Raw genomic sequence first — 15,223 nt, 5'->3', positions numbered from 1 at the left:
CGGTCAGGAGGCGAAGAGGCGGTCCGGACCGAACTGGAACCAGATCGTCGCGATCACCGCGACGTACCAGAGCAGCACGATCAGCAGCGACCAGTTGGACACGAGCTTGGTGAAGCCTGACGCCGGCGCCCAAGACCGGAGGTTGCGCGCGGTCACCATGACGAAGAGCGGGATCGTGGCCGTCCAGACGACCATGCAGTAGGGGCAGAGCTTCACGAGAGTGAAGATGCTCGTGTACTGGAGGAAGGTGATGAGGCCGATCGCGAACACGACGCCGACCTGCAGGCCGCCCCACATCCACTCCGGCAGGCGGGTGCCCGACAGGAGCAGCACGCCGAGCGTCACGACGACGGCGAATCCGACGAGGCCGAGGAACGTGTTGGGGAACCCGAAGAGCGACGACTGCGAGCTCGAGACGACACCGCCGCAGTCGACCCACGGGTTGAGCGTGCAGGCGAGCTGGCTGTCGGGGTTCTGCAAGAGCTTGATCTTGTCGTAGGTCAGGACGCCCGAGGCGATCAGGCCGATCCCTCCACCCACGACCATCAGCCACGCCAGCACGCTGCGGACGCCGGTCGCCTCCACAGCACCGTCTCGGGGAGCCACCTGCTCGTCGATGTCGATCACGAAGCCATCGTAGGCGGGCAGTCCCACCCCGCGGGGCCGGACGTCGTGATGCGTCTCACCACCGGGCAAGGAAACATGGAGTCACCGAGACCTCGTTGTCTGGTTGTAGGCGATTTGCGCCGCGCGAACGTGGGGAGGGAGCGCATGAGCACCAAGGAACGAACCCCGTGGCCGATGATGGCCGGGCTGGTGACGACCACAGGAGCAGCGGCAATCACGCTCCTGCTGTCGGGGACGGGTCTTCCCGACGTTCTCGTCGTCCCGGTGCTGGTCGTCCTCCTCGCCACCATGGTCGGCGGTCTCGTCGCCGACTTCCTCGTACGCCGTGACGAGCGGCGGACCATTGCCACCCAGCGACGCTGGCTGGCGGGACTCGGCAAGGACCTGCCGACGTACCGGCACCGCGTCGACGACCGGGAGCGGGTGCTGTTCAGCTGGGAGAGCAGCTGGTATCAGCCGCTCGGGACGCTGTTTCTCGTAGCGCTGGCGGCCGCGCTCGTCCCGTTCAACCTGATCTTGCCGCTGGCGCCGCGCGCCGGCGTCGAAGCGCTCGTCACTGCCTGGGTGGCCGCCTCGCTGCTGCTGACCGGCGCGCTGGTCGTACGGACGGTGGCCGCGGCACGCAAGGACAGCCGTGGGCTCCTGCTCCCGGGCCCGGCGGTGCCGTGGACCCCGGCGTCTCCTGTGGCGCCGCGCGATCCCGCCAAGCTCGCCGCCGAGGAGAACGCCGCGAAGTATCTGGTTGTCGAGGAGGACGCATCACCGCAGGAGCACCTCTCACGGGAGATCGAGCGGATGACGTCGATCCTCGACAGCCCCGAAGCACCGCAGCCCGTGCTGCCCGTGCCCGTCGATTGGATGCCGCGGCCTCCCGCGCCGCCTGAGGCGCCCGAAGCGACCAAGCCCGAGCCCGAGCAGCCGTCCACGCCGTCCACGCCCGAGACTCCCCCGGCACCGCCGACGGAAGACAGGCCCGAGGGCGAGCTCGACAAGCTCGCCAGGCTCTTCCACAGCGCCGCCTGAGCTCAGGGGCTACTTGGGCTCCTCGGAGTCGTCGGCACCCTGCTCCATCTCGTATCCACGCTCCCACTTCGCACGGGCCTCGGCTGCTGCGGCATCCTCGGCGTCTTGCGCGGTCCGTAGCGCGACCAGCGCCGACGCGACCGCGCCCGACTCCGCGATCTCGTACGGCGTGCCGCCGATGGTGACCTCCGGGACGATCGGGGCGACCGCCCGCGCGAAGTCCTGCAGAGCCTGACCGAGCCCAGACCCGTTCGGGCCGAGGTGGAACGAGCCCACGGAGAGCACCGTGCCGCCGGGGAGGGACTCGAGCCTCTTGTCGAGCACCTCATACCCGATCTCGTGCTTGTCGAGCACGCCGAGCAGCGCCTCCGCGCCGTTCTCGGTGACGGCGACCTCCACCGTCTGCGTCCCGGCCAGCCCGCCGCTGATCCGCAGCTCGACGCCGGTCGATGCCGTCATCGCCGTCCCCTCTCGTCCCCCGTCACGTTCCGTTCATCATGGCGCGGGCGGCCGTACCCCGCCATCGCGCGAACGTCCTGCTCAGCCGTCGCCGGTGGGCCCGAACCGCTCGGTGCGCACCCGGCGTGGGTCGTGGCCCAACGCGACCAGCATGTCGGCGACGGTCTCGACGAACCCCGTGGGGCCGCAGACATAGCAGGTGGGCGCGAAGTCCGGTGGCCACCCGCCGGTGTTGACGTCGGCGACGGTGAGGCGCCCCGCCGGCCGCGGAGCACCCTCCGGCGCCTCACGCGTGTAGGCGATCGTGACGTCGAGTCCCGGATCGGGCGCGCGGAGCTCCCGGCGGTAGAACTGCTCGGCACGTGAGCGTACGGAGTAGATCAGCCGGAACGGCGCCTTGCTGCCGGCGTCACGACGGGCCCGGATCATCGCCATCAGCGGCACGACGCCAGAGCCGCCAGCGACCAGCAGGACGGGCTCGGTCTGCTCGGGCCGCCACACGAACCACCCTCCGATCGGTCCGCGCAGCTCAAGCTCGGCGCCGACCTCGATGTCGTCGACGAGGAACGACGAGACCTCTCCCCCCTCGATCGCCTGCACGGTGATCTCGGCCCGGTCGAGGTCACCGACGCGCGCGAGCGAGTATTCACGGTCGGCGGTGTAGCCGTCCTCGGCGGTCAGCCGGACCTCCACCCGCTGCCCGGCGACGGCCTGATGGTCACCGTCGACGTGCAGCAGCAGCGTCGCCGCCGTCGGTGTCTCCTCGCGGCGCGCCAGCACCACGGCACGACGCCACGGCATCCCCGCCATCAGTCGCCCGCATAGCGCTGCTCGCGCCACGGATCGCCGTAGTCGTGGTAGCCCGCGCGCTCCCAGAAGCCGGGCTCGTTCGTGCTCATCAGCTCCAGGCCGCGCACCCACTTGGCCGACTTCCAGAAGTACAGGTGCGGGACGAGCAGTCGTGCGGGTCCGCCGTGCTCGGGCCGCAGCGGCGCGCCGTCGTACGCGAACGCCACCCACGCCTGCCCGTCGCGCAGGTCGGCGAGCGGCAGGTTGGTCGTGTAGCCGCCGTACGAGTGGGCCATCACGTACGCGGCCTGTGTGTCTACGCCGTCGAGCAGCAGGTCGACGCTGACACCGCGCCAGCGCGTGCCGAGCTTGGACCACTTCGTGACGCAGTGCAGGTCGACGGTCACGTCCTCGGCCGGCATCGCCCGCAGCTCGTCCCAGCTCCACCGGCGTTGTGACCCGGTCTCCGTCGTCACCGTGAACGACCACGCACCCGGTGCGATCTGCGGCGTCGGCCCCGCCGAGAGCACAGGGAACCCGTGCTCGAGGTACTGACCGGGCGGCAGCACGACCTCATCGCGGTCGCGGCGTCCGCGAAAGCCTCGCGTGACGATTCCCATCGCCGTCTCCCTCCGCCCAGGGTCCGAGCGTAGGGCGGTGGCGGTCGCGACGCACGAGGGCGCGCGTCAGCTGTTGCGCAAGGCCGAGATCAGCTCGCCCTTGGTCATCGACGACCGGCCGTCGATCCCGATCTCCTTCGCACGCGCGTACAGGTCGGACTTAGACCAGTCGTCGTAGTCGCCCGCCTTGCCGCCCTTGCGCCCCACTTTCGCGCGCCCCTGCGCTGCGGCGGCGTTCGCGATGCGCGCCGACTTCTGCTTCGAGTTGCCTTCGTCGCGCAGCTCCTCGTACAGGTCCTTGTCCTTGACGCTCGGTCCCGGCGACTTGCGACCCGGCATGGCGCGCTCCTCTCGTACGGGCTCTCCGCTTCCCGATACCCGCACGACCGGTCACCCATGCGCACACTGGTGCTCGTGACCACCGTGCTGGCCGACCTCGACTCCGCCGCAGCGCGCGCCCGCGCCCTCGTACGCGACGGCGGGCGTCTGCTCGGCGTCGCCGGACCGCCCGGTGCAGGCAAGTCGTGGCTGGTCGAGGCGGTCGTCGCGCGCAGCGTGGATCTCGCGGTGGCGCACGTGCCGATGGACGGCTTCCACCTTGCCGACGACTCGCTCGCACGGCTCGGGCTCCTCGACGTGAAGGGCGCACCAGCGACGTTCGACGTCGGCGGGTACGCGGCGGCGCTGCGCCGGATCGCGACGCGCGACGAGGATCTGGTCTACGTCCCGGGGTTCGCGCGCGACCTCGAGCAGCCGATCGCGGCGGCGCTCGCGGTCCCGCGGGAGGCAGGCCTCGTGCTCACGGAGGGCAACTACCTGCTGCTCGACGAGCCGGGGTGGCGCGACGTCCGGTCGCTGCTCGACGAGGTCTGGTACGTCGACGTCCCAGACGACCTGCGCGGACGACGGCTGGTCGCCCGGCACGTCGCGTTCGGGAAGTCGCCGGCGCAGGCCGAGGCGTGGGTACGCCGAAGCGACGAGGCGAACGCGAGGCTCGTCGCCGAGTCACGCACCCGCGCCGATGTCCAGGTCCGGCTCGGCTGATCAGCTCTGGCGCTGCCGACGGATCAGGTTCGAGCCGATGATGAGGCGCTGGATCTCGCTAGTGCCCTCGTACAGGCGCAGCAGACGCACGTCGCGATAGATCCGCTCGACCGTGCTCTCACGCATGTAGCCCGACCCGCCGTGGACCTGGACGGCAAGGTCCGCGACACGGCCGGCCATCTCCGTGCAGTACAGCTTGGCCGCCGACGGAGCGATCCGACGGTCCTCGCCGGACACGTACGCCCGCGCGGCCTCGCGAACCAGGCTGCGACCGGCCATCACGCCCGTCTGCTGGTCGGCGAGCATCGCCTGGACGAGCTGGAAGTCGCCGATCGGCGTCCCGCCCTGTGTCGCCGTCGCGGCGTACGAGACCGACTCGTCGAGCGCGCGCTGGGCCTGCCCGACGGCGAGCGCGGCGATGTGGACGCGGCCCTTGGCCAGCGAGGTCATCGCCGCCCGGTAGCCGACCTCGACCGCGCCGCCGACGAGTGCGTCGTCGTCGACGCGTACGTCGTCAAGGTGCACGTCGGCCGTCCACGCGCCCTCTTGGCCCATCTTCTTGTCGTGCGGGCCGACCGTCAGGCCTGGCGCGTCACCTGGCACGAGGAAGACGGCGATCTGCCCGTCGCCGTCGGCCCCGACAACCCGAGCGAACACCATGAAGAGGTCGGCGAGCGGGGCGTTCGTGATGAACCGCTTCTCGCCGGACAGCGCCCAGCCGCCCTCGACCCGTGCGGCACGGGTGCGCAGGCCGGCAGGGTTGGACCCGGCACCGGCCTCGGTCAGCGCGAACGACGCGACGACCTCGCCGCTCGCGATCCGCTCCAGCCAGGCCGCCTTCTGCGGGTCCGTGCCGAAGTTCACGAGAACCTGGCCGGCGATCCCGTTGTTGGTGCCGAACATCGAGCGGAAGGCCAGCGTCGTGTAGCCCAGCTCCATCGCCAGCTCGACCTCCTGGGTGAGGTCGAGGCCGAGGCCGCCCCACTCCTGGTCGATCGCGTAGCCGAACAGACCCATCTCCCGCGCCATCGCCCGCAGGTCGTCGGGGACCGCGGGACTCGACGATCTCGCGCTCGCGGGGAACGACCTCTTTGCGGACGAACTGACGCACCTGCTCGAGGACGTCGTCGAACTCCTCGGGACTCACCTGCTGGGTCATGACGCGATCATCGCCTGACACGGCGACGTGTGCCTAGAGATCACTCCCAGGCGATGCGCCGTCCGCTCACCTCGCTGGGCGTCAGCGCGATCCACAGGATCCGGCTGCCGTCGGCCCACGGCGTCGCCCGGTCGGGTCCCCACAGCTCGCTGAGGACCGCAGGATCGGTCTCGTGCTGGCCCGTCCCGCTCAGGAGCACCGACCATCCCGTCTGGTTGGGGTGGTCGATCATGTCCACCTCGAAGGCGATCGGCGTGTCGGTGACCGCCTGCGCCACGGCTCCGTACGGGGTGGTCCGGAACAGGACGCGGCCCTCGTGGACCTGGAAGTTGACGGGGAAGATCTGCGGCGTGCCGTGGTGGACGAACCCGACCCGTCCCACCTCCTGGTTCTGCAGCAGGTCCCAGCACTCCTCGGCCGACAGCTGGAGGAGCTGTCGGCGTGGTCCTCGGTCGTCGAGCGTGCTCATGGTCGTCCTCTCAGCTGGGGCGTTGCTTCGGGGCGTTGCGGCCGGTCATCGCAGGGTCGCGCACGACCACGTCCGCGAGGACGTCGTCGATCGCGTCCATGATCTCCGCGTCGAGCCGCACCCCGCTCGCGGCGACGTTGTCGCTCACCTGCTCGGGACGGGAGGCCCCGATGATGGCGGCCGAGACGTTGTCGTTCTGGAGCACCCACGCCACCGCCAGCTGTGCCATCGTCAGGCCGGCGTCGGCGGCGACGGGCGCAAGACGCGCGACACGCTCGAGCACGTCGTCGTTGAGCCAGCGGGCGATCGTGTCGGCGCCGCCCTTTGCGTCCGTCGCGCGAGAGCCCGGAGGCACGGGCTGGCCGGGCTGGTACTTGCCAGTGAGCACGCCCTGCGCGATCGGCGACCAGACGATCTGGCTGATGCCGAGCTCCTCGCTCGTCGGGATGACCTCCTCCTCGATCACCCGCCACAGCATCGAGTACTGCGGCTGGCTGGAGATGAGGGAGATGCGCAGCTCCTTCGCCAGGGCCGCACCGGCGCGGAGCTGGTCGGCGGTCCACTCCGAGACGCCGATGTAGAGCGCCTTGCCTGACCGTACGACGTCGGCGAAGGCCTGCATCGTCTCTTCCAGCGGCGTCTCCACGTCGTACCGATGCGCCTGGTAGAGGTCGACGTAGTCGGTGCCGAGGCGACGCAGCGACCCGTCGATCGACTCCATGATGTGCTTGCGGGAGAGGCCGGAGTCATTGGGACCGCCGGGGCCCGTCGGCCAGTAGACCTTGGTGAAGATCTCCAGGGACTCGCGGCGGACGCCGGCCAGCGCCGCCCCGAGGACGGACTCCGCCCTGGTGTTGGCGTAGACGTCCGCGGTGTCGAACGTCGTGATGCCTTCGTCCAGAGCACGGCGTACGCACTCGGTCGCGATGTCGGCCTCCACCTGGGAGCCGTGGGTGAGCCAGTTGCCGTAGGCGATCTCGCTGATCTTCAGACCACTGTCGCCGAGGTAGCGGAATTCCATGCACCCCACGTTAGTGCGACAAGCCCGATGGGGGGCCGGGGACGAGCACGGCCCGCGCAAGGCAGGATGTCGTCCGTGACGACGTTCGACGACGTACCCGAGGGCAGCACGACCGGCACCGCGCGCTGGACGACGCGGATCACGCTCGTGGTGCTCTGCGCGGTCGTCGTCGCCGGAGCCGCCGGGCTGTTCGGCGTCCGCAACCTGACGGCGACGACCGAGGAGGACGGCTGGACCCTGTCGGTCGACTACCCGCGACTCGCCCGCGCCGGGCTCGACACCCCGCTGTCGATCACGGTGTCGAACCCCGACGGTGTCGGTGAGGAGGTCGTCCTCGCGATCTCGCAGGAGTACCTCGAGATCTTCGAGCACCAAGGCATCTTCCCCGACCCCAGCGACTCGAGCACGGACGGAAAGCTCCTCTATCTCACCGTCGCCGCAGCACCAGGTGCCACCGAGGTGCGCATCGACTTCGACGTGTACATCCAGCCTTCCAGCCAACAGGGCGAGCAGGCGACCGTCTCGGTGGTCGACGACGGTCGACGGATCGCGTCGACCCGGATCCGTACGAGCCTGGTTCCCTGACCCCCGTCAGAACGAGGACCCGCAATGGAGATCGTCATCCGAGCGATCGTCGTCTTCGCGTTCCTGTGGCTCATCACACGGGCCGTGGGCCGCTCGACGCTCGGCGAGCTGAGCACGTTCGAGCTGGTGCTCTTCATCGTCATGGGCGACCTCATCCAGGGCGCGGTCACCCAGCAGGACTCCTCCGTCACGGGAGCCGTGCTCGCCGTCGGCACGTTCACCCTCTTGACGGTCGCGCTGTCCTGGCTTTCGTGGCGGTGGCCGCGGCGCCTGCGCTTCATCCGCGGCGAGCCGGTCGTGGTCCTTCGCGACGGAGAGCCGCGCATGAAGGTGCTCGCAGACCAGCGCCTGAGCCTGGCCGATCTGGTCACCTCCGCGCGCCAGCAGGGCGTACGGCGCCTGCGTGACGTCGAGATCGCTGTCCTGGAGACGGACGGCCGGATCTCGTTCTTCACGTACGAGGGCGAGGACGACGGCGCCCCGGAGAGCGGGCCTCAGGCTGCGTGACGTGCGGCGAGCCGCTCAGCCGTACGCCCCAGCGGCGAGCACCGCGGCGCCGATGATGCCCGCCGCGTTGCCGAGTCGCGCCGCGACGATCGGGGCCCGTAGGTGCAGGAGCGGGAGGTAGTGGTCGGCATGCTTGGCGACCCCTCCCCCGACGATGAAGAGGTCGGGCCACAACAGGTCCTCGACCCGCGCGAAGTACGTCTGCAACCGCGCGGCCCACTCCTCCCACGACAGGTCCTCGTTCTCGCGTGCCGCCGACGACGTCGACTTCTCCGCGTCCTCGCCGTCGATGCGCAGATGGCCGAGCTCGCTGTTGGGAACGAGGACGCCGTCGCTGATGAGGGCGGTGCCGATGCCCGTCCCCAGTGTCGTCATGATCACCAGCCCGGAGGTCCCGCGACCCGCGCCGTACTCCAGCTCCCCGATGCCGGCGGCGTCGGCGTCGTTGGTGACGACGACGGGGCGGTCCAGGCGTCCGGTGAGCAGTCGTGCGGCGTCGGTCCCGATCCAGCTCCGGTCGATGTTGGCCGCCGTACGGACGAGGCCGCGGGTGACGACGGCCGGCACTGTGACCCCGACCGGCGCATCCTTGGCCGGCGCGAAGTGGTCGACGATCTCGGCGACCACCTCCGCCACGGCGTCCGGCGTCGACGGCTGCGGCGTTGCGATCCGCAGTCGGTCATCGGCGAACTCACCCTTCTTCAGGTCGACCGGAGCACCTTTGATGCCGCTGCCACCGATGTCGACCCCGAGAGGACGCGAATGCTTGGCCATGGCACCAACGTGCCATTACCCGGCGTCCCACGCTGGCTCAGAAGTTGCCGCGCCGCTCCTGCTCACGCTCGATCGCCTCGAACAGCGCCTTGAAGTTGCCCTTGCCGAAGCCGAGCGAGCCGTGCCTCTCGATCAGCTCGAAGAACACCGTCGGGCGGTCGCCGACCGGCTTGGTGAAGATCTGCAGCAGATAGCCGTCCTCGTCACGGTCGACGAGGATGCCGCGTGCCTGGAGCTCCTCGATCGGCACTCTGACCTCGCCGATGCGGGCGCGCAGCTCCGGGTCGGTGTAGTAGGACTCCGGCGTCGCGAGGAACTCGACACCCTCAGCACGCAGGATGTCGACCGCACGCACGATGTCGTTCGTCGCGAGCGCGAGATGCTGAGCGCCGGGGCCGCCGTAGAACTCGAGGTACTCGTCAATCTGCGACTTCTTCTTGCCGGCCGCCGGCTCGTTGAGCGGGAACTTCACGCGGTGGTTGCCGCTGGCCACGACCTTGCTCATCAGCGCCGAGTAGTCGGTGGCGATGTCGTCCCCGATGAACTCGGCCATGTTCGTGAAGCCCATGACGCGGTGATAGAAGTCGACCCAGTCGTCCATCCGGCCGAGCTCGACGTTGCCGACGACGTGGTCGAGCGCCTGGAAGATCCGCCGCGGGGCACCGTCCCCCCGCTGGTTGAGCCTGCGCCGTTCTGAGCCTGTCGAAGGGTCGAAACCACTGGTGCGCGCGACGTACCCGGGCAGGTACGGGCCGTCGTAACGCGAGCGGTCGACAAGGGTGTGGCGGGTGTCGCCGTACGTCGCGATCGCGCCGACGCGGACCGTGCCGTGCTCGTCGGTGACGTCGTGCGGCTCCTCGAGGACGGTCGCGCCCTGCTCGCGCGCGTGGGCGACGCAGCGGTCGACATCGGGCACCTCGAGGGCGATGTCGACGATGCCGTCGCCGTGCGCGGCGTGGTGTGCGACGAGGGTGCTGTCGGCAGCGACGGCGCCCTTCAGGACGAAGCGCACCCCGCCGCTGCGCAGCACGTACGCCGCGTGGTCGCGGTTGCCGGTCTCGGGACCGGAGTACGCGACGAGCTCCATCCCGTACGCCGACTGGTAGTAGTGGGCGGCCTGCGCGGCGTTGCCCACGACCCAGACCACCGCGTCCCAGCCGGTCACCGGGAAGGGATCGTTCTGCTCGTCGTACTCGACCAGGCCGACGAGCTGCTTGAGCTGGTCGACGTCGAGTCCGGCGAGAGCTTCCTCACTGGTCAGCGTGTGCTCGATGGTCATCGCGGGTCCCTCCGTGAACGGTTGTGGTCCCGATCACAGCGTCTCGTCGACCGCTGTGCAACCCGTGCGCCGCGGGCTGGCCAGAACGTGCAGATCGCCCATCCGATCCCCCTTTGTGGTGGACGACCAGCCCAGTTCATACGACAGTGGGCAGATGACCCTCGACGAGCTGGACCTCGCCCTGATCCGCGCGATGCACGCGCATCCGCGTGCGGGAGTGCTGGAGCTGTCCCGCACCACCTCCGTCGCCCGCGGCACCGTCCAGGCACGCCTGAAGCGGCTCGAGGAGGAGGGCGTGATCACCGGGTACGGACCGGACGTCGACCTGCGGCGTGCCGGGTTCCCGGTCCAGGCCTATGTGACGCTGGAGATCGCGCAGGGCGCGCTCGACGAGGTCCGCGAGGCTCTGGACGCGATCTCGCAGGTGGTCGAGGCGGTCGTGACGACGGGGTCGTTCGACGTGCTGTGCCTCGTGGCCACGGCGTCGCACGAGGACCTCCAGGCGACGCTGCTGCGGCTCGACCAGTCACCGAGCATCGTCCGCTCGACGAGCATCGTCGTGCTGTCGGTGCTCATCGCACGGCGTGTGCAGCCGCTGCTGGAGTCCGCTCCACGCCCCGGCACCACCCGCGCCCCCGCGTACCGGGGATAGGCCGCCGGCCAGGCCGCGCTCAGCGCCGGCGCGTGCTCCGTACGACGAACGTCGGCGCCTCGGTGAAGGCCACCGGTAGGTTGCGCACCTGCGGCATCGCCGCACCGCGCGACTCCAGCTCGTCCTCGAGCTCGGCGACGCGCGACTGCAACGCCATCACCTGGTTCTCGAGCTCGAGGACGCGCTTGACGCCCTCGAGCCCGAGTCCCTCGGCGGTCAGTCGCGCCACCGAGCGCAACAGCTCGATGTCGCGCAGCGAGTAACGACGCCCGCCACCCCCCGTGCGCGCGGGACGGACCAGCCCTAGCCGGTCGTACGTCCGCAGGGTCTGGGGGTGCAGCCCGGACAGCTCGGCGGCGACGCTGATCACGAAGACCTTCGCCTCGGGGCCCGGCGGCACGAAGTCACCGTTGCCGCGCGACATCATCACGCACCTCCCGCGAAGAGCGTCGCGCGTGGGTCGCCGCCGTCGCGCGCATCCCGGTACGACTCGACCGCGGCCCGCTCCCCCTCGGTCGGCGCCGTGGGCACCTGGACCTCGACGGTCACGAGCAAGTCGGCCTTGGTGCCGTCCTTGCGCGGCGCACCCTTGCCCCGGGCCCGGAACGTACGCCCGTTGGGCGTGCCCGCCGGGACCTTGATGCGGACCGGCGCCCCGCCCAGCGTCGGGACCGCGATCTCGGCGCCCAGCACGGCCTCGTCGAACGTGACCGGCACGGTGACCGTGAGGTTGTCGCCCTTGCGGCCGAACACCCGGTGCGGCTTCACGTGCACGGTGACGTACAGGTCGCCGTTGGGACCGCCGTTCTCGCCCTTCGTACCCTTGCCCTTGAGGCGGATGCGCTGGCCGTCCTTGACGCCGGCGGGGATGCGGACCTGCATCGTCCGCGACGACGCGGCGCGTCCCGACCCGTGGCACGTGTCGCAGGCCTCGTCGACGACCAGGCCACGGCCGCGGCAGACGTCGCACGGCTCGGTCATCGTGAAGACGCCGCCCGACGCGCTGGTCTGCATGCCACTGCCCTCGCAGCGGGGGCAGACCCGCGGGACGGTGCCCGCCTTGGCCCCGGTGCCGTGGCAGGTCGGGCACGGCTCGTCGCTGGACATCCGCAGCGACACCGTCGTCCCCGAGATCGCGTCCTCGAACGCCAGCGTTGTCTCGGACTCGAGGTCGGCACCGCGACGCGCCGGCGCCGAGCGCGTACGTGCCCCGCCGCCACCAAACACCCCGCCGAGCAGGTCGGAGAAGTCGAACCCCCCGCCGCCGCTCTGGCCGTAGCCAAATCCGCCGGTGCCCGTTCGGCCGCCGCCGAACCCGCCGCCGAACCCGCCGGAGGAGAACATCGCCCGCTGCTCGTCGTACTCCTTGCGCTTCTCGGCGTTGGAGAGCACGCCGTACGCCTCGGAGATCTCCTTGAACTTGTCCTCGGCGGCCTTGTCGCCGGGCTTGGCATCGGGGTGGTGGTCCCGCGCGAGCTTGCGGTACGCCTTTTTGATGTCGGACGCGCTCGCGTCCTTCGAGATTCCCAGGACCTTGTAGAAGTCCTTCTCGAACCACTCGTTGTTCACGAGACCACCTCCCTACTTCTGATCGATCGAATTCTCGTGCGGATCACTCCGCCGTGGGCTCGGACGCGCCGTCGACCTCCGAGGTTGCCTCGGCCTCGCCGGCGGGATCGTGCTCGACGACCGAGACCCGCGCGGGGCGCAGGATCTTGTCGCCAATCCGGTATCCGACCTGCATGATCGCGTCGACGGTCGGCTCGCCCTCGGGCGCGTCGGCGTCGAGGCGGTGCATGAGCGCCTCGTGGAGCATCGGGTCGAACACGTCGCCGTGCTTGCCGAATGGCTCCAGCCCGTGCGCGCTCGTGGCCTGGACGAGCGAGTCAGCGACGGCCTTGAAGCCGCCCTCCAGCTCACCGTGGTCACGGGCGCGGCCAATGTCGTCGAGCACCGGGAGGAACGAGGCGAGGACGGACGCCGTGGCGTTCACCCGCTGCACCTCGCGGTCGCGGTCGACGCGCCGCTTGTAGTTGACGTACTCGGCCTGCAGGCGCTGGAGATCGAGCGTCCGCTCGGCGAGCTGGCGCGCGAGGTCGGACGCGGCGAGCTCCTCCTCCTGGGCCGTGGCCTCGGGGGCCGGAGCAGCCTCCTGCTCCGGCACCCCCTCAGCCTCGGGCGTGACGTCGCGCTCCGACGTCACTTGTTCTCACCCTCGTCGTCGACGATCTCGGCCTCGACCACGTCGTCCTCCTCGGCCTGCGCCTGCCCCTCACCGGAGCCGGCGGCGTTGGCCTGGGCCGACGCGGCCTCGTACATCGCCGTCCCCATCTTCTGGCTCGACTCGCCGAGCTTGGCGATGGCGGCCTTGATGGCGTCGGTGTCGTCGCCGTTGAGCGACTCCTTGAGGGCGTCGACGTCGGCCTGGACCTCGGTCTTGACGTCGTCGGAGACCTTGTCGCCGTTCTCGGCGAGGAACTTCTCCGTCGAGTGGACGAGCGTCTCACCCTGGTTGCGGACCTCGACGGCCTCCTTGGCCTTGCGGTCCTCCTCGGCGTACTGCTCGGCCTCGCGGACCATCCTGTCGATGTCGTCCTTGGAGAGGGCCGACCCACCGGTGATCGTCATCGACTGCTCCTTGCCGGTGCCCCGGTCCTTGGCGGAGACGTTGACGATGCCGTTGGCGTCGATGTCGAAGGTGACCTCGATCTGCGGCACGCCACGCGGGGCCGGCGCGATGCCCGTCAGCTCGAACGTGCCGAGCATCTGGTTGTGCGCCGCGATCTCGCGCTCGCCCTGGTAGACCTGGATCGCGACCGACGGCTGGTTGTCGTCGGCGGTCGTGAAGACCTCCGAGCGCCGGGTCGGGATCGTGGTGTTGCGCTCGATGAGCTTGGTCATCACGCCACCCTTGGTCTCGATACCGAGCGACAGCGGGGTGACGTCGAGCAGCAGCACGTCCTTGACCTCGCCCTTGAGGACGCCGGCCTGCAGGCTCGCGCCGACGGCAACGACCTCGTCAGGGTTCACGCCCTTGTTGGGCTCCTTGCCGCCGAGCAGCTCACGGACCAGGTCGGACACGGCCGGCATGCGGGTCGAGCCACCGACGAGGACCACGTGGTCGATGTCGGCGACCTTGATGCTGGCGTCCTTGATGACGTGCTCGAACGGCGCACGGGTGCGCTGGAGCAGGTCGGCGGTGATCTTCTGGAACTCCGCACGCGTCAGCGTCTCGTCGAGGAACACGGGGTTCTTCTCGGCGTCGACGGTGATGTACGGCAGGTTGATCGAGGTCGACTGCGAGCTGGACAGCTCGATCTTGGCGCGCTCGGCAGCCTCACGGACACGCGGCATGGCCATCTTGTCCTTGGTGAGGTCGAGGCCGGTGCTCGCCTTGAACTTGTCGACGATCCAGTCGACGACCTTCTGGTCCCAGTCGTCGCCGCCGAGGTGGTTGTCGCCGCTGGTGGCCTTCACCTCGATGACGCCGTCGCCGATCTCGAGCAGGGACACGTCGAAGGTGCCGCCGCCGAGGTCGAAGACGAGGATCGTCTGGTCGTCGCCCTTGTCGAGCCCGTACGCCAACGCAGCGGCGGTGGGCTCGTTGATGATGCGGCTCACGTTGAGGCCGGCGATCTCGCCCGCCTCCTTGGTGGCCTGGCGCTGAGCGTCGCTGAAGTATGCCGGGACGGTGATCACCGCGTCGGTGACCGGCTCGCCCAGGTATGCCTCTGCGTCGCGCTTGAGCTTCTGCAGCACGAACGCCGAGATCTGCTGCGGGGTGAAGGTCTTGTCGTCGATCTTCACGGACCAGTCGGTGCCCATGTGACGCTTGACCGAACGGATGGTCCGGTCGACGTTGGTGACACCCTGGCGCTTGGCGACCTCTCCGGTCAGCACCTCCCCGTTCTTGGCGAAGGCGACGACGGACGGGGTCGTACGCGCACCCTCGGCGTTCGCAATGACGGTGGGCTCTCCGCCCTCCAGCACGGCGACGACAGAGTTGGTCGTGCCGAGATCGATTCCGACCGCACGGGCCATGAGTTCCTCCTGATGGATCGCGGGGCGGGCTCGCGACCCGCCGATTTGCCTGCACTCAGTTAATTGAGTCTGATCCTATCAACTTATGTGAGCGCGACTTCATTCCACCCTAGCGCCAACGTTTTCGCCCTCGTCGAGTGGTGATTTCACGAGCTGTTCGTCCCGCACTCGCAC

General features: G+C 69.8%; 19 protein-coding genes. 5 read left to right on the top strand and 14 right to left on the bottom strand.

Annotated features, from left to right (window positions below):
- Positions 1 to 3: 3 nt before the first annotated feature.
- Positions 4 to 627, bottom strand: coding sequence for a vitamin K epoxide reductase family protein (locus ACFSDF_RS03770; RefSeq protein WP_377156242.1), 624 nt, complete (start codon positions 625 to 627; stop codon positions 4 to 6).
- Between the two features lie 144 nt (positions 628 to 771).
- Here ACFSDF_RS03770 and ACFSDF_RS03765 point away from each other — a divergent pair, with 144 nt between their 5' ends.
- Positions 772 to 1,650, top strand: coding sequence for a hypothetical protein (locus ACFSDF_RS03765; RefSeq protein ID WP_377156240.1), 879 nt, complete (start codon positions 772 to 774; stop codon positions 1,648 to 1,650).
- Positions 1,651 to 1,659: 9 nt separating this feature from the next.
- On the opposite strand, the gene ACFSDF_RS03760 is transcribed toward ACFSDF_RS03765, so the two are convergent.
- The 4 genes from ACFSDF_RS03760 to ACFSDF_RS03745 form a co-directional block, all read right to left on the bottom strand.
- Positions 1,660 to 2,109: a hypothetical protein gene (locus tag ACFSDF_RS03760; protein ID WP_167006510.1), complete on the bottom strand. Its 450-nt coding sequence runs from the start codon at positions 2,107 to 2,109 to the stop codon at positions 1,660 to 1,662.
- Positions 2,110 to 2,190: 81 nt separating this feature from the next.
- A complete protein-coding gene (locus tag ACFSDF_RS03755; protein WP_377156238.1) occupies positions 2,191 to 2,919 on the bottom strand; it encodes a ferredoxin reductase in 729 nt (242 codons plus the stop codon).
- Complete coding sequence (locus ACFSDF_RS03750; RefSeq protein WP_167006516.1) at positions 2,919 to 3,518, bottom strand: sulfite oxidase-like oxidoreductase; 600 nt, start codon at positions 3,516 to 3,518, stop codon at positions 2,919 to 2,921. Before ACFSDF_RS03750 ends, ACFSDF_RS03755 begins: the two co-directional genes overlap by 1 nt.
- A 66-nt stretch (positions 3,519 to 3,584) precedes the next feature.
- Positions 3,585 to 3,857, bottom strand: a complete 273-nt coding sequence (locus tag ACFSDF_RS03745; RefSeq protein WP_167251339.1) for a DUF7218 family protein — start codon at positions 3,855 to 3,857, stop codon at positions 3,585 to 3,587.
- A 75-nt stretch (positions 3,858 to 3,932) separates the two neighbouring features.
- Between ACFSDF_RS03745 and ACFSDF_RS03740 the strand changes: the two genes are divergently transcribed.
- Entirely contained in the window at positions 3,933 to 4,562 is a 630-nt protein-coding gene (locus ACFSDF_RS03740; protein WP_377156236.1) for a nucleoside/nucleotide kinase family protein, read from the top strand.
- Here the strand turns inward: ACFSDF_RS03740 and ACFSDF_RS03735 are convergent, their stop codons facing one another.
- From ACFSDF_RS03735 to ACFSDF_RS03725, 3 genes are all read right to left on the bottom strand, one after another.
- Positions 4,563 to 5,591, bottom strand: a complete 1,029-nt coding sequence (locus ACFSDF_RS03735) for an acyl-CoA dehydrogenase family protein (RefSeq protein ID WP_377156234.1) — start codon at positions 5,589 to 5,591, stop codon at positions 4,563 to 4,565.
- A 170-nt stretch (positions 5,592 to 5,761) separates the two neighbouring features.
- Complete coding sequence (locus ACFSDF_RS03730; RefSeq protein WP_167006528.1) at positions 5,762 to 6,190, bottom strand: pyridoxamine 5'-phosphate oxidase family protein; 429 nt, start codon at positions 6,188 to 6,190, stop codon at positions 5,762 to 5,764.
- A gap of 10 nt (positions 6,191 to 6,200) precedes the next feature.
- On the bottom strand, positions 6,201 to 7,211 hold the full coding sequence (locus ACFSDF_RS03725) for an aldo/keto reductase family protein (RefSeq protein ID WP_167006531.1): 1,011 nt from the start codon (positions 7,209 to 7,211) through the stop codon (positions 6,201 to 6,203).
- A 75-nt stretch (positions 7,212 to 7,286) separates the two neighbouring features.
- Between ACFSDF_RS03725 and ACFSDF_RS03720 the strand changes: the two genes are divergently transcribed.
- Both ACFSDF_RS03720 and ACFSDF_RS03715 read left to right on the top strand, forming a co-directional pair.
- A complete protein-coding gene (locus tag ACFSDF_RS03720; protein WP_167006534.1) occupies positions 7,287 to 7,796 on the top strand; it encodes a hypothetical protein in 510 nt (169 codons plus the stop codon).
- A gap of 24 nt (positions 7,797 to 7,820) precedes the next feature.
- Positions 7,821 to 8,303, top strand: coding sequence for a DUF421 domain-containing protein (locus ACFSDF_RS03715; RefSeq protein WP_167006537.1), 483 nt, complete (start codon positions 7,821 to 7,823; stop codon positions 8,301 to 8,303).
- Positions 8,304 to 8,318: 15 nt separating this feature from the next.
- Here ACFSDF_RS03715 and ppgK read toward each other — a convergent pair whose 3' ends face one another.
- Positions 8,319 to 9,077: a polyphosphate--glucose phosphotransferase gene (gene ppgK / locus ACFSDF_RS03710; protein ID WP_167006540.1), complete on the bottom strand. Its 759-nt coding sequence runs from the start codon at positions 9,075 to 9,077 to the stop codon at positions 8,319 to 8,321.
- Between the two features lie 37 nt (positions 9,078 to 9,114).
- Entirely contained in the window at positions 9,115 to 10,356 is a 1,242-nt protein-coding gene (gene hppD, locus ACFSDF_RS03705; RefSeq protein ID WP_167251333.1) for a 4-hydroxyphenylpyruvate dioxygenase, read from the bottom strand.
- A gap of 154 nt (positions 10,357 to 10,510) precedes the next feature.
- Here hppD and ACFSDF_RS03700 point away from each other — a divergent pair, with 154 nt between their 5' ends.
- Entirely contained in the window at positions 10,511 to 11,008 is a 498-nt protein-coding gene (locus ACFSDF_RS03700) for an Lrp/AsnC family transcriptional regulator (RefSeq protein WP_167006544.1), read from the top strand.
- A gap of 19 nt (positions 11,009 to 11,027) precedes the next feature.
- Here the strand turns inward: ACFSDF_RS03700 and ACFSDF_RS03695 are convergent, their stop codons facing one another.
- From ACFSDF_RS03695 to dnaK, 4 genes are read right to left on the bottom strand one after another with little or no spacing between them, the layout of a single operon-like run.
- Positions 11,028 to 11,432 (bottom strand): heat shock protein transcriptional repressor HspR, encoded by a 405-nt coding sequence (locus ACFSDF_RS03695; protein ID WP_167006546.1) that lies wholly within the window; start codon positions 11,430 to 11,432, stop codon positions 11,028 to 11,030.
- Between the two features lie 2 nt (positions 11,433 to 11,434).
- Positions 11,435 to 12,577 (bottom strand): molecular chaperone DnaJ, encoded by a 1,143-nt coding sequence (dnaJ, locus tag ACFSDF_RS03690; RefSeq protein WP_167006548.1) that lies wholly within the window; start codon positions 12,575 to 12,577, stop codon positions 11,435 to 11,437.
- A gap of 43 nt (positions 12,578 to 12,620) precedes the next feature.
- Complete coding sequence (grpE, locus tag ACFSDF_RS03685; protein ID WP_377156229.1) at positions 12,621 to 13,211, bottom strand: nucleotide exchange factor GrpE; 591 nt, start codon at positions 13,209 to 13,211, stop codon at positions 12,621 to 12,623.
- Complete coding sequence (gene dnaK / locus ACFSDF_RS03680) at positions 13,208 to 15,049, bottom strand: molecular chaperone DnaK (protein WP_167006554.1); 1,842 nt, start codon at positions 15,047 to 15,049, stop codon at positions 13,208 to 13,210. Before dnaK ends, grpE begins: the two co-directional genes overlap by 4 nt.
- Between the last annotated feature and the right edge of the window lie 174 nt (positions 15,050 to 15,223).

The organism is Mumia zhuanghuii, from assembly GCF_042681565.1.
Classification (GTDB): domain Bacteria; phylum Actinomycetota; class Actinomycetes; order Propionibacteriales; family Nocardioidaceae; genus Mumia.
The sequence above is the reverse complement of the archived record's forward strand: the minus strand, read 5'-3'. Positions and strand labels throughout refer to the sequence as shown.